The sequence below is a fragment of the Streptomyces sp. NPDC002306 genome (assembly GCF_053593435.1).
This window is the reverse complement of the sequence record NZ_JBSFCK010000077.1, coordinates 1-13,383: the sequence shown is the minus strand read 5'-3', so window position 1 is coordinate 13,383 and position 13,383 is coordinate 1. Positions and strand designations below refer to the sequence as shown.

Below are 13,383 nucleotides of genomic sequence, written 5' to 3'. Positions count from 1 at the left end.
CTGCTGGACCGGCAGCTGCACCACCTGCGACCAGCCCCTCCCCGCCAGAACACGTTCGACACCAAGAACCAGACAGACCTAACGGAGTCCTACTATTAGGGCGTGGGCATGAGCAGACAGGCCCCGACGCTGGAGGACGTCGCCCGCGAGGCCGGCGTCTCCCGGGCGGCCGTGTCCCGAGTCGTCAACGGCGTCCGGAACGTGGACCCGGCCATACAGGAAATGGTCCGCCAGGCCATCGAGCGGATGGGCTACGCCCCCAACCGGGCGGCCCGTTCCCTGGTGACCCGGCGCGCCGAGACCGTCGCCCTGGTGGTCTCCGGGGCCGGGGACACCTCGGACGCGGGCCAGGACGCCTTCGCCGCCCGGGTGTTCGCGGACCCCTTCTTCGGACGGGTGGTCGGTGGAGTCGTCGGTTTCCTGCGCCCCCGCTCCATACACCCGGTGCTGATGTTCGCCGAGTCCCCCGCGGCCCGCGAGGAGGTGCTGACCTATCTGCGCCAAGGCCGTGCCGACGGCGCGCTCGTGGTCTCCAGCCACGCCGACGACCCGCTGCCCGCGCTGCTCGCCGACGCCGGGCTCCCCGCGGTGCTCTTCGCCCGTCCCTCGCGCCCGGTGCCGCTCAGCTACGTCGACCTGGCCCACTGGCACGGCGGACGCCTCGCCGCCGAACACCTGCTCGCCCGCGGCCACCATCGGCCCGCCACGGTCTGCGGCCCCTTGGACGTGTCGGCGAGCCAGGAGCGGCTGGCCGGTTTCCGCGACACGCTCGCCCGGCACGGTCACCCCTACGTGCCGGTCGCCGAGGGCGGCTTCACCCTGGACAGCGGAATCGCCGCCATGTCCGACCTGCTGGCCCGGCATCCCGACGTGGACGCGGTGTTCGCGGCCAACGACCTGATGGCGCAGGGCGTCTGTCAGTTGCTGCGGGAGCGCGGGCAGCGGGTGCCCGAGGACGTCGCCGTCGTCGGCTTCGACGACTCCAGCGTCGCGGTCACCTGCCGGCCTCGGCTGACCACCGTCCGCCAGCCCGTCGAGGAGATGGCCGCACGGATGGCCCGTCTGCTCGACGAACACATCCACGGCCTGCGCACCGACGCGACGTCGGTCGTCTTCGACCCGGAACTGGTGGTGCGCGAGTCGGCGTAGCTCACCGGTCCCGAAGGGTCGCGAGTCCGGTGCAGCAGGCCGGTCTGGAACGGTCGTGAGTGGGTGGAGACACCGGTCTGTCGCGAGTCGGTGGAGACGCGTCTGGAACGGTCGCGAGTCAGCGGAGTACGCCGGTCTCGAACGTCACGTCACGTCAGCGGCGAGGCGTGCGCACCACCGGTCCGAGCATCCTGTCGAGGACACCCACCGTCACCACCGCGTACGCCACATGCGGGACGATGTCCGAGACCCAGCCCGAGAGTCCCCAGGTCCGGGGATCTGTCACGCCCAGCACCGTCATCGGCCCATTGGTGCCGATCAGAGCCCCGACGGTGGCGACGAGGTACTGACACGGCAGCGGCGGGTTCCACCCGGCCGCACGGGCGACACCGAGCACTCCGCCCATACCCAGCCCGGCGGCGAACCCGGTCATGGGAGCGAGGCCCGCGATCCGATGGGCCAGCGCCTCGCCCTCGCCGGGTATCCGCACGTGCAGCCTCGCCGCCAGCCTGCGCAGAGTCGTCTCAGGCGTACTGCTGGCCGGCCTGGCCCGGACCGCCATGTCGGCGTAGCTGACGATGTCGAGCGCGGTACAGCCCGCGGCTCCCGCCGCGACGCCGTAGAGCAGTGGCCGTTTCAGGGGCAGCATGGATCGCCCTCCAGTCAGTCCCGCGACGGACGGGTTCCCGTCTCGGACCTACGGTGCCGGCACCCCTCGATGGTCTCACTCCGGCGGGCACGTCGCAGGGTACGACCGGAGGCGGGGGCGCGATGGGTGGGCTGGGCTGTTCAGGTGCGATCGAGGTGTCGGCGGGCCCGGGGCCGCGTACGGGACGCGATCCGTCGGACGATGGTGTCCAACTGCCCTTTCGCGCGCCCCGGCCTGGTGAGGACCATGACCACCGAGACCACCGGCACGACGAGTCACCCCGACAAGGTCCGGCCGTTGGGCGAAGCGCTCGACGGGGCCGGTATGTCACGCCTGCACGTCCTGTTCTGGCTGCTCGCCGGACTGGGCGTCATGCTCGACGGCTTCGACTTCTTCGTCATCGGCGTCGCCAATCCGCTGGTCGCCCACGACTTCCAGGTGAGCGCGGCTCAGAAGGGCCTGCTCTCGGCGGCAGCCATCGTGGGATCGGTCTTCGGCGCCGCGCTCCTCGGCCCGCTCGGCGACCGCGTCGGGCGGCGCCGCATCTTCCGGGTCGACCTGTGGATGTTCGTCGTCTTCTCCCTGCTGTGCGCGGTCGCGTGGGACATCTGGTCGCTGATGGCGTTCCGCTTCGTGCTCGGTATCGCGGTGGGCCTGGACTATCCGATCGCCGCGAGCTACCTGGCGGAGATCCTGCCTGCCAAGAACCGCGGCCGGTGGCTGGTGGCCGCGTTCAGCCTCCAGGCGGCGGGCATCCTGCTCGGGGCGGTGGCCGGAGTGGTGATCCTCGAGATCTGGCCGCACCCCGGCTCCTGGCGGATCCTGCTGGGGTTCGGTGCGGTGCCGGCGCTGGTCATCATCTGGCTGCGCCGCAGGGTGCCGGAGAGCCCTCGCTGGCTCGCCCAGAACGGGCGCGACCAGGAGGCCCGCGAAGTCGGTCAGGCACTGGTCGGCGCTCCTGTCGTGGTGACCGACGCCGACCGGGCACGGATGGAGTCGCCGCCCGAGGGGCTGCGGGCGTTCATCCAGCCGCGACTGTTCTCCCCGCGCTGGCGCAAGCGCACCATCTTCGCCGCGGTGCCGTGGTTCCTGATGGACATCGCCACCTATGGGGTCGGGATCTTCACCCCGACCCTGCTGGCGGGGCTGTCACTGGCCGGTGCGAACACCACGTTCATCGCCGACGACATCGCCTCCACCACTGGCACGGCCCTGCTGGACATCTTCCTGGCCATCGGTTTCGCGTTGGCGATCCTGCTGGTGGACCGGGTCGGGCGGGTACCTCTCCAGCTGACCGGATTCGCCGTCATGGCCTTGGCGCTGTGTGTGCTGGCCGTGGCCGATCAGCTCCCGGGAGGCGCCGGCGCGCACCTCGGCATGGTCGCCATCGGCTTCGCGCTGTTCAACACGTTCATGAACCTCGGGCCCAACGCCACCACCTTCACGTTGCCCGCCGAGGTCTTCCCGTCCGAGATGCGCACGGCGGGCCACGGCTTCGCCGCCGGGTGCGGAAAACTCGGTGCCGCCCTGGGAACCTTCCTCTTCCCCGTCCTGCTGGCCGACGTCGGGGAAAGCGCGCTGCTGTACGGGGTGGCCGTCATCTGCGCCCTGGGCTTCGTGATCACCTTCGCCTTCCGGGTCGAGACGCGCGGCCGTTCCCTCGATGAACTGTCCGGCGCCCAGGTCGCCGCGGTCGCGCCTCGCGTGTCCCCGCCGTGACCCGGCCGACCACCCGTCGTCTCCACCGCCGCGGGCCCCTTTCCGTCTCTTCCTGATCTTTCCCGCCCCTTCCCGATCATCTGGCCCGCTCCGGGGCCCCCGATCACGCGTCCCGGCGTCCGGTCGGTGCCGGGTTCGTCGAGGCGCGTACGGCGCCGGCGCTGGCGGTCACCACGAGGAGGATGGCCAGGATCTCCGGCGCCGCGAGATCCTGGTCCAGGACGAGAAACCCGGCCGTCGCGGCGACCGCGGGGGCCAAGCTCATGAGAACGGCGAAGGTGGCCTTGTGGAGCCGCCGCAGGGCCAGCAGTTCCAAGGTGTAGGGAAACACGGACGACAGCAGCGCCACGGCGGCACCCAGGCCCAGGGACACCGGCTGGACCAGCGCGCTCCCCGCGGCGAGCACCCCCGCGGGCAGGCTCACCAACGCGCCGACACCCATGGCGAGCGCGAGCCCGTCGGCCTTGGGGAAACGGCTGCCGGTACGGGCGGAGAGCACGATGTACGCGGCCCACATGGCCGCCGCGCCCAGGGCGAAGGCGCTGCCCGTGAGGTTGAGTCCGTCGAGACCGCCCCGGCCCAGCAGCGCCACACCCGTCAGTGCCAGTGCCGCCCACAGCCAGCCGCTCTTGCGCCGCGCCGTCACCACCGACAGCACCAACGGGCCCAGTACTTCCAAGGTGACGGCGGCGCCCAGCGGGATCCGGGCGATCGCTTGGTAGAACAGCGTGTTCATCCCGGCCAGCGCCACACCGAAGGCCATGACGACGGCCCAGTCCGACCGCCGGTGGCCACGGACCACGGGTCGGCACACGGCCAGGAGCACCACGGCCGAGAGCGTCAGGCGCAACGACACCACCCCGGCCGCCCCCGCGCGGGGAAACAGCAGGCTCGCCACCGCGGCGCCGAACTGCTGGGCGAACACACCGCCGATCACCAGACCGACCGCCCCCGCCCGCCCGCTGCCCCGCGCATCGGTGACGGGGTCGCGGTGCGGGACACGGGAGGAGGTGTCGGTCGAGCGCAGATCGGTCATGACCTTGACGCTACGGGCCGTTCGGCGCCCTGTGAAAAGCCGGTTCGCCCGCCGTCAGGCTCGCCGGGTACGACCACGGAGCCGCGCCGACCGCACCGTCTCCGGCACCACCACGATCGCGCCCACCCGCCACGAGCCGCGGGTGGGCGACGACCGTAGGCCTCTCGTCCGCCTGAGTACCCGGCCTCATCGCCCTTCGGGCATCAGGCCTTGAGGCGTTCCCGGTCTCCCATCACCACGACGGGGTGGTCGGCCGGATCGAGGGTGCGCAGCAGGGTCTTCATGCCGGACTCCGGAACGGTGACACAGGCCGACGTGCCGTCACCGTGGTCCAGGTGGAGCCATATCCCGCCACCCTTCTCCACTCCCTCCGGCCGGGTCCAGTCGAAGGGCGGAACGCCCTTGAGCCGGTTGTAGTTGATGGCTATGACGTAGTCGAAGTCATGAGCGTGGGCTTCTTCCGGGTTCAGCGTGGCCGCGTAGGCGTTGTCGTCGTACCAGTACCGCAGCCGGCTGCCCGGATCCTCGAGCGACCCTCCGGCGTCGGTCAGGCTGAACACGCCGACGGGACTGCGCTCGTCCTCCAGCTCATGGTCCGTCGTCCAGCCCATCCTGCCGTTGTGCGCGGGCCAACTGCCCTTCTTCTTCCAGGCGGTGCCCTGCTTCTCGTAGAGCACGACGAGGCTGTCGGGTGAGTCGCGGCGATCGCCGTAGACGACCACCGCCTGGCGGGTGCTGTCCGGCACCTTCCGCCACATCCGGTCGCCGACGCCCGGAAGACGTGGACCGCCCTTGAGAGGAGAGCCGGACGCCCCGGGGTTGTTGTTTCCCGGTGCCCCGCCCGGACTGGTCCGCTCCGTCATGTCACCGCACGCGGTGAATGCCGCCAGCAGAACGCCTGAGGCGACAGCCGCGGATATGGCATGACGCGCACCGCCGCGCCGCGCCGGACGGGAGGAGGACGGGGTATCAGTGGGTGTCCGCATGGTATGGATCCTCCGGCGGAACGAAGCCGGCGCGCATCCGCACGCTGGCATCCGGTCTAACGGCGGGTCGTGTGCCCGATGAGTCGTCCCCGGCCATGGATTCACCGTACGCCGGTGCCGACGACCGGGCAGAGCGAGCTCCGGAGCGTGCGGGACGAGGCGACCGCCCGCCCACTGAGTGCCGCGCCGCGAGCGGGACGGCGGGTGATGTCACGCCGTACGGCGGCGGGGGGTGTCGACGGGTGTGGCGGATTCGATGGGATCGGCGGCGCGTGACCGGACGATCAGGACGTCGTCGGGGGTGAGTTCCCTGCCGTCCTCGGCGGTGAGCGTCAGCGGCGAGGGTTGCCGGCCGGTGCGGGCGTCGACGACACGGTGGACCGGTTCGTCGTCCTCGAAGAGATGCTTCTGCCCCCACTGGCGCAGTGCCGCGAGGACGATGTGGAAGTCGCGCCCCTTCTCGGTGAGGACGTAGTCCCGCGAGTTGCCGAGCGCCGACTCATGGACCTCGAAGATCCCGACGGACACCAGCTTCTGGAGTCGTGCGGTGAGAACGTTGGTGGCGAGGCCGATGTGATTGCTGAAGTCGGTGAACCGGGTGATGCCGTGCATGGCGTCACGCAGGATCTGGAGTGTCCAGGTGTCGCCGACCTCGTACAGGGACCGGTCGATGGGGCACGCGGACGTGCCGAGATCTCGATGCTTCACCGTGCCTCCCTGTGCAAGTCACTTGCAATTCTAAAGCACGATTGCCGTGGTAGGTCGGCTGGTGTGGCGTTCGACACTGCCTGCGGTTACGGCTGCGGCTACGGCTACGACTGAGGGATGGATGGACCGGCGCCCCGGGAGCACTGGACGCCGGGCTCCACGACGGACCTGGCGGAGGGCTCCGACGGGTGCCGCGTCGCGGGCCCGGCCGGGAGGGAGCGGGCCTCGCGGGGTGCGGCGGGGGAGCGGCGGTTGATCAGCACCACCCCGCCGATGATGACGACGCCGCCCACCACTTCGAGGAGCCGCGGTATCTCGGACAGCCACACGAAGGAGACGACGATCGCGACAGGCGGCACCAGGTACAGCGCGGCGGTGGAGACGGTGAGCGGCAGCTGGGCCACGGCGTAGCCCCAGAGAACGAATCCCACCGCGGAGGGCAGCAGGCCGAGATAGGCCGCGGAGGCGAGTGCTTCGGGCGGGGCGGCGGCGAGGGCGCGCAGTGTCGCCGGAAGCAGCGGCAGGGCGAGAACAGTGCCCGCCGTCATCGCGTACGTGGCGACCTCCAGGCCGCTGTAGCGGCGCAGCAGAGGCTTGGAGACGCAGTGGTAGGCACCCTGCACGACGGCGGCGGCCAGCACCACGAGTGCGCCGGTGGACAGCGCCGTGGAACCCCCGCCGAGCGCGACAAGCGCACAGCCGCCGATGGCGACGCCGCTTCCGGCGACCACCCGGCGCGTCACCGGCTCCGACAGGAACACCCTGCCCAGCAGGATGCTGAAGACCGGCGCTATGGCGATCAGCATGCTGGCGGTGCCCGCCGGGACGTGGACCTCGCCCCAGTTCAGCAGCACCTGGTAGGCCGTCATGCCGGTGGCGCCGGCGAGGGCGATCAACGGCAGATCGCGTGGCCGGGGACGCCGGACGCCCAGGAAAGGCGCGATGAACAACAGGGCTGCGGCGGCGACGCACAGCCGGGTCAAGGACAGCGCCGCCACGCCCAGGCCGTCGACCCCGACGCGGATGGCGGGGAACGCCGAGGCCCAGAGCACCACGACGCCTGAGAGGGCGAGGAAGCTGCGGGTGCCGATGCGTGTGTTCACACCCGCTACGGTGCGCCCATCGAATGAAAAGGTCCAGTTACTTGTTCTTGTGGCAATGGGAAGGGTGACTTAATGATGCCCTGCCGGGTCCCGCCGCGCCCCCGCCGGTCCTGTCGTCACGCCACCGGAGGCTTCGTGCCGCTGTTCGGCAGCCACCGCGTCGGCCACCATGCCGGCTGCCGCCTCGCGCAGGAGTTCTGTCAGGTGGACGAGATCGGGGCGCCGGGATGTGCCGGTGCGGTTGACGGTGTAGACGGTGCGGGTCACGGGGTGGAGGAGGGGATGCAGGCTGATCGGCCCCGGGGTCGAGTCCGGGACGGTCATACGAGGCAGGAGGGCCGCGCCCGCCCCCGCCGCGACCAGGGCTGCGAGTACCGAGAAGTCGCTGCTGCGCGAGCGGATGGCGGGGACGAACCCGGCCGCCCCGCACGCGCGCTGGATCATCTCGTAGCAGGAGGTTCCCGGGCCGGGTGTGAGCCAGGGGCTGTCGGACAGCCGTGCCAGGTCGACGGTCTCGCCCGGCGCGATTCCCCTGCGGGCGGCGTGATCAGGGTGCAGTGCGAGCAGGACGGGCTCGTCGAGAAGCGTGGTCTGCTCGCAACCCGTGGGAAAGTCGCGGGGCAGGATCGTGTACCCATGGACGACCGCCAGATCCACCTCCCGGCGGCGCAGTGACTCCAGAGCGTGATCGGGCTCCTGCTCGACGAGTTCCAGCGCCGGCGCGGCGCCGGTCTCCTCCCCGGCGGCGAGGATGCGTGCCCAGACGGGCGCGATCAGCGCGCGTGCGGCGGAGGAGAAGGCGGCGACACGGACCGTGCCGCGACCGCCTCCCCGCAGGGCCTCCAGATCGGACTCCGCGGCGGCCAGGTCGCTCAGCACGATCTCGGCGTGGGACACCAGCAGCTCGCCGACGGGAGTCAGACGCAGGGTGCGCCCCCGCTTCTCCACGACGGGCATGCCCACTTCGCGTTCCAGCGCCGCGAGTTGCTGGGAGACGGCCGGGGCGCTGAGATACAGCGCCTGTGCCGCGGCGGCGACCGTACCGTGGGTGGCCAGGTACTGCAGGACCCGGAGTCGTCTCACATCGAGCATGAAGACATCCTTACGCGATGCGGCTGAACGATAAAGCATAGCTCAGCCATGGTGGCGCCGCCCGTGAGGCCGGGTGTCCTCCCGCGGGCGCGACGGCCACCGGGCGCGTACGCGCCGGTCGCCCACGCGGAACTCGTCAAGGTCCGCTAAGGGCAGGACTCCCCGAACTTGACCGCGGTGAACGTGACCGGCTGACCGTCGAGTGCCGTGCCCGGCGCGGGGGACTGGGTGCACACCTGCCAGTTCGACTCGACCAACACCCAACGGTCGTCCGCCGACGCGTCCTTGACCGAGACCGACGTGCCCGCGTCCAGTGCGCCGCGAGCCGCCTTCACCGACCTGCCCGCGAAGTCAGGCATCCTGCCGCCCGCCACCGACGGTGCCTTTTGATCCCTCTTCGGGCAGGTCTCGGCCAACTTCACCGCCCCGAAGTCCAGTTCCGTGTCCACCGCGGCGGACGTACCGGCCTTCACGTTCTGGGAGCACACCTTCCAGTCCCGGTCGAGGATCTGGTTGCGGTCCCGGCCGAGCGCGTCATGTGAGGTCAGGGAGGAGAAGCCCTGCTCCTGCGCCGCATCCTGCGCGGACTGCAGGCCCATGCCGACGAAGTCCGGCACCGACGCCTTCTCGCGCGCGGTCGGCTTACCGTCCTGGCCCCCCGTCGCCGAGTTTCCCGACGCCGACGCGCCACCGCTGGACCCGGTGTCGTCGGCGGGCTGACAGGCGGCAAGGGCGCCGACGGCGGTACAGGCCAGTACGACGCTGATGATGCGGGTACGCATGGGTTCCCCCCGAGTGATACCGGTTCAGGCGGAACACGCTAGACCGCGGGCCGGCGCAGCGTGGACGCCGTCACGAAGCCGTGACCGTCACCGTCCACGGCACCCATCCCGGTGCCGTCGCCGTTGCCGTCGTCGCCGGAGGCTCTGCCGGGCGCGTCCCCGACGCACCTTCGGGCCCGGTGACACCGTCCCAGGTCGTCGCTTCGACAGGGGGAGCCGGTGTGCCGGGCCCGGAGTTCAGCGGCCCTCGCGCGGGGCCGTACGGAGGGGTCGGTCAGACGGGCTGTACGCCGTCCAGCGCCCCGTGCGGATTGATGACGTACTTGCGGCTGGCGCCCTGGTCGAACTCGGCGTAGCCGCGCGGCGCCTCGTCCAGGCTGATCACGGTCGCGTTCACCGCCTTGGCGATGTGGACCCGGTCGTGCAGGATCGCGTTCATCAGACCCCGGTGGTAGCGCATCACCGGGCACTGCCCCGTGGTGAAGGCGTGGCTCTTCGCCCAGCCCAGTCCGAGCCGCACCTTCAGCGTGCCGCTCCGGGCGTCGTCGTCGATCCCGCCGGGGTCGTCCGTGACGTACAGGCCGGGGATGCCGAGGGCACCTCCCGCGCGGGTGATGGTCATCAGCGAGTTGAGGACGGTCGCGGGCGCCTCTTGGGCGTCCGGGCCGTGTGCGCGCGCCTCGAAGCCGACCGCGTCGACGGCCGCGTCGACCTCGGGTTCTCCCAGGAGTTCCGCGATCTGCTCGCCCACGTCGCCGCGCGACACGTCGACCGTCTCGCAGCCGAAGCTCCGTGCCTGGGCGAGGCGTTCGGGGTTGAGGTCACCGACGATGACGACGGCCGCGCCCAGGAGCTGCGCCGACGCCGCCGCGGCCAGGCCCACCGGGCCCGCTCCGGCCACGTACACCGTGGAGCCGACGCCGGCCCCCGCGGTGACCGCGCCGTGGAAGCCGGTCGGGAAGATGTCCGACAGCATGGTCAGGTCCAGGAGCTTCTCGCGCGCCTGGTCGGGGTCCGGGAACTTCAGCAGGTTGAAGTCCGCGTACGGGATCATGACGTACTCGGCCTGACCGCCGACCCAGCCGCCCATGTCGACGTAGCCGTACGCCGCGCCCGGCCGGGCCGGGTTCACGTTCAGGCAGATGCCCGTCTTGCGTTCCTTGCAGTTGCGGCATCGCCCGCAGGCGATGTTGAACGGTACGGAGGCGATGTCCCCGACCTCGATGAACTCGACGTCCGGGCCCCGCTCCACCACCTCTCCGGTGATCTCGTGTCCGAGGACCAGCCCCTCCGGCGCGGTCGTACGCCCCCGCACCATGTGCTGGTCGCTGCCACATATGTTGGTGGCGAGTATCTTGAGGATGACCCCGTGCCGGCACTTACGGCCGATGTTCGCGGGTGCCACTCCCGGGCCGTCCTGCAGTTCGAGCGTCGGATAGTCGATGGTCCTGACCTCAACCGCACCCGGCTTGAGATACGCCACTGCCTGGTTGCCGCTACCGCTCATGCGTGATCGCCGTCCCTTCGGCCCCCGTGTCTTCGGATGCCAGCGGCTGTGCGCAGGGCAGAGTCTGCTACCGGCCGCGCGTTCCGGCCACCCTCCGCGCGTCGTCTTTCTCGCGCCGTCCGAGGGTGGCCGTCATGACCATCAACTTCCAGCGTACGCCGTCGTTCGCCCCGCACCTCTTCGACGACGAGCCCGGTCCGCCGGGGGGCCGGTGATCGTATCGGCGTCCTGGCGATCCCGCCATCGGAGCGTGTTCCGTGTCCGGAGAGTGACCGGCCACCACGGTGTGTGGACGCCGTGACGGGTGCCGCGGTATCCGGCTGTTCGACAACCCCGGCGGCTCCCCGGTCCGGCTCGAACTGCTCGACGGCGAGGACCACTTCGCCCCGGCGGACATGCTGTACCGCCCTGTCGCGGCCACCACCGGGTGAGTTCAAGGAGCGACGGTCGTTCGCGACGGGCTGTGCGCGCGGCGGCCCGCGGAAGTACTCGGCGCCCTTCCCGTCACACGGTGTCAGCCGGTCGTTGCCGCATACGGGGTCATCGGCCGTGACGCCCTGTGTGTCGGACGCCGACGCGTCGCGACGGCGCCTACGTTCTGGGCGTGATCCCTGCCCCCCTCGTGAAAGGCGACATCGTGAAGCGAACCGTCCGTACCTGTGCCCTTGCCGCCCTGACCGTTCTGGCCGCCGCCGGTACCCTGTCCGTCGCCGCCTCCCCGGCACTGGCCGCGCCCGCCGACGGCGACACCTACTACGTCTTCATCGTGGGCGGCAAAGACGCCCAGTTCGCGCAGGATGACATCTTCGACGCGGGCCGTGACAACACCGTCGGCTCCAACGACGGCTCGGCGACGCCCGCCACGGGCGTCGCCCTCGGTGCCATGTCGGCGTTGGACGGGATGGGGATGGATGGACCTGGCCAACAGCCTCCAAGAGTCACCCCGTGATGGGATGCCGTCCTTCCAGTTCCAGTTCGAGTGTGCCGCCACGAGGCGGGGTGTTCCCTACTGGGGCGGCTGTTCCGACGTGGGCCTTGTGCCGCAGGGTTGCGGGTCGGGTCTCATTCGGGGTGGGCCGGTACCGGTCGGTGGTGTTGCGTCGAGCAGAGGCCTGTTGTCCCGAGGGTCCGGGGGTAGAGGCTGCCGCGTGGGTGCGGCCCCGGGTGGGGCGGGCACCGCGCTGCGGTTGACTCGACAGGGCTTCTTGCAGCCCTGGTGAGGAAAGCAGTTGTGTGGTGCGGGCCTGGACTTTGTCCAGTTCCGTGGTGCTGGGCTTGTCGGGGTCGGTGAGGTGGACGTGTGCGGCGAGGGCGGCGGAGACCATGTCCCGGTCGGCTGTGAGGCCGCAGGCCGTGCAGCGGTGGACTCGTTCGGAGAGCGTCTTTCTGACCTGGGCGCCGCAGAGGCAGGTCTGCGACAGTTTCGTCGCGAACGTCGACGCGCGCAGCAGTCGTCCGCTGGTCTTCTCGCATTCGCGGCTGATCGCGGTGATGAGCCGGCCTGGCGTGGTCGCTTGGAGGGCTTTGCCCCACAGCCGGTACCAGGCGCGGATGACGCAGTCCTCGACGGTGAGGCGCGTGCCGTGGGTGCTCACGATCTGTTCGGCGATCCGGCGGGCGCGGTGGTTTTTTGCCGCGGGCGCGGTCGCAGCGGCTTCCACGATGCGGGCGCGGTGGAGCCGGTAGTCGGCCGACAGATCATCGCGCCGGTACGCCTTCCGCGGCACACCGGTTCTGTTTGCGTTCCGGGCGCCGCCGGGCACCGGGTCGGTGTGGGCGGGCAGTCCTGCTGCCGTACGGCGTTCGGCTCTGGCCTGCTGTCGTTTCGACGGCGTGTACCGGGCGGGGTTGGTGGCCCGGCGGGACCGGTCGAGCGCACGTTTGCGCCCGCGTTCTTTCCGCCGGGTCTTCTCGAGCGTCGCGCGTTCGGCGTCGGTGAGTTCGACCCGGCTGGTCTGTATGGCGCCGTCGGCGGGGTCGTACGTGCTCGGGAAGGAGACGACGGACAGGTTGCTGACGTTCCCGTCGATGCCTCCGACCCGGTCCAGGCCGGCGGCGACTTCCCGGCGGCCGCGGGTGACGAGGGACGCATATCCGCCGGTGAGGACCATCAGGTGTGCTTCGTAGGCCCACCCGCCAGGCGCGGACGTGTCACGGCGACGGACGAGGTCGACCTTGTGCCAGGCATCGGGACCTGCTGGAGGCCCGCGGACTGGACTGCTGGCTCGTCAACGCGCGCGATGTGAAGAACGTCCTCGGGCGCCCGAAGACCGACAAGCTGGATGCGGTCTGGCTGGCCAAGCTCGCCGAGCGCGGCATGGTCCGGGCCTCGTTCGTCCCGCCGAAGGCCGTCCGGCAGTTGCGGGATTTCACCCGGACCCGCACCGTGTTCGTCCAGGAACGCACCCGGCACAAGCACCGGGTGGACAAGGCCCTCCAGGACGCGCAGATCAAACTCTCCGACGTCGTCTCGGACCTCTTCGGCGTGTCGGGCCGGGCCATGCTCAATGCTCTGGTCGCCGGCGAACGCACCCCCCGCGCCCTCGCCGACCTCGCCAAGGGCAGCCTGGCCAGGAAGAAGGCCACCCTCATCGAGGCCCTGACCGGGCAGTTCGAGGACCACCACGCCCGGCTGCTGCGGGCTCTGCTGGG

The 13,383-nt window shown here is 70.8% G+C and carries 14 protein-coding genes; 5 read left to right on the top strand and 9 right to left on the bottom strand.

From position 1 onward, the window contains the following. Positions 1–108: 108 nt before the first annotated feature. A complete protein-coding gene (locus ACWCQK_RS40570) occupies positions 109–1,149 on the top strand; it encodes a LacI family DNA-binding transcriptional regulator (RefSeq protein WP_451164080.1) in 1,041 nt (346 codons plus the stop codon). Between the two features lie 154 nt (positions 1,150–1,303). Here ACWCQK_RS40570 and ACWCQK_RS40565 read toward each other — a convergent pair whose 3' ends face one another. Next, positions 1,304–1,798, bottom strand: coding sequence for a hypothetical protein (locus ACWCQK_RS40565; protein ID WP_451164078.1), 495 nt, complete (start codon positions 1,796–1,798; stop codon positions 1,304–1,306). Between the two features lie 246 nt (positions 1,799–2,044). On the opposite strand from ACWCQK_RS40565, the gene ACWCQK_RS40560 reads away from it, so the two are divergent. Further along, on the top strand, positions 2,045–3,517 hold the full coding sequence (locus tag ACWCQK_RS40560; protein ID WP_451164076.1) for an MFS transporter: 1,473 nt from the start codon (positions 2,045–2,047) through the stop codon (positions 3,515–3,517). 103 nt (positions 3,518–3,620) lie between these two features. Here the strand turns inward: ACWCQK_RS40560 and ACWCQK_RS40555 are convergent, their stop codons facing one another. From ACWCQK_RS40555 to fdhA, 7 genes are all read right to left on the bottom strand, one after another. Further along, positions 3,621–4,553 (bottom strand): EamA family transporter, encoded by a 933-nt coding sequence (locus ACWCQK_RS40555; RefSeq protein WP_451164074.1) that lies wholly within the window; start codon positions 4,551–4,553, stop codon positions 3,621–3,623. A 203-nt stretch (positions 4,554–4,756) separates the two neighbouring features. Further along, positions 4,757–5,299 carry a hypothetical protein gene (locus tag ACWCQK_RS40550; protein ID WP_451164072.1) on the bottom strand — a complete coding sequence of 181 codons (543 nt, stop codon included), beginning with the start codon at positions 5,297–5,299 and terminating at the stop codon, positions 4,757–4,759. A gap of 450 nt (positions 5,300–5,749) precedes the next feature. Further along, positions 5,750–6,247, bottom strand: coding sequence for a winged helix-turn-helix transcriptional regulator (locus ACWCQK_RS40545; RefSeq protein ID WP_451164070.1), 498 nt, complete (start codon positions 6,245–6,247; stop codon positions 5,750–5,752). A gap of 104 nt (positions 6,248–6,351) precedes the next feature. After that, positions 6,352–7,350, bottom strand: a complete 999-nt coding sequence (locus ACWCQK_RS40540; protein WP_451164068.1) for a DMT family transporter — start codon at positions 7,348–7,350, stop codon at positions 6,352–6,354. A 69-nt stretch (positions 7,351–7,419) separates the two neighbouring features. Further along, positions 7,420–8,442 (bottom strand): LysR family transcriptional regulator, encoded by a 1,023-nt coding sequence (locus ACWCQK_RS40535; RefSeq protein ID WP_451164066.1) that lies wholly within the window; start codon positions 8,440–8,442, stop codon positions 7,420–7,422. A 146-nt stretch (positions 8,443–8,588) separates the two neighbouring features. After that, the gene (locus ACWCQK_RS40530) at positions 8,589–9,224 is read right to left on the bottom strand and encodes a PASTA domain-containing protein (protein ID WP_451164064.1); all 636 of its coding nucleotides are present in this window, start codon (positions 9,222–9,224) and stop codon (positions 8,589–8,591) included. A gap of 274 nt (positions 9,225–9,498) precedes the next feature. Continuing rightward, positions 9,499–10,731 carry a formaldehyde dehydrogenase, glutathione-independent gene (gene fdhA, locus ACWCQK_RS40525; RefSeq protein WP_451164062.1) on the bottom strand — a complete coding sequence of 411 codons (1,233 nt, stop codon included), beginning with the start codon at positions 10,729–10,731 and terminating at the stop codon, positions 9,499–9,501. A 284-nt stretch (positions 10,732–11,015) separates the two neighbouring features. Between fdhA and ACWCQK_RS40520 the strand changes: the two genes are divergently transcribed. After that, on the top strand, positions 11,016–11,162 hold the full coding sequence (locus ACWCQK_RS40520) for a hypothetical protein (protein ID WP_451164060.1): 147 nt from the start codon (positions 11,016–11,018) through the stop codon (positions 11,160–11,162). Between the two features lie 206 nt (positions 11,163–11,368). Continuing rightward, positions 11,369–11,680: a hypothetical protein gene (locus tag ACWCQK_RS40515; RefSeq protein WP_451164058.1), complete on the top strand. Its 312-nt coding sequence runs from the start codon at positions 11,369–11,371 to the stop codon at positions 11,678–11,680. Here ACWCQK_RS40515 and ACWCQK_RS40510 read toward each other — a convergent pair. Then, positions 11,670–12,842 carry a zinc ribbon domain-containing protein gene (locus ACWCQK_RS40510; protein ID WP_451164056.1) on the bottom strand — a complete coding sequence of 391 codons (1,173 nt, stop codon included), beginning with the start codon at positions 12,840–12,842 and terminating at the stop codon, positions 11,670–11,672. The two genes, ACWCQK_RS40515 and ACWCQK_RS40510, sit on opposite strands and share 11 nt — an antisense overlap. Positions 12,843–12,973: 131 nt before the next feature. Between ACWCQK_RS40510 and ACWCQK_RS40505 the strand changes: the two genes are divergently transcribed. After that, on the top strand, positions 12,974–13,383 hold a 410-nt coding region (locus tag ACWCQK_RS40505), incomplete at its 3' end, for an IS110 family transposase (protein WP_451164054.1).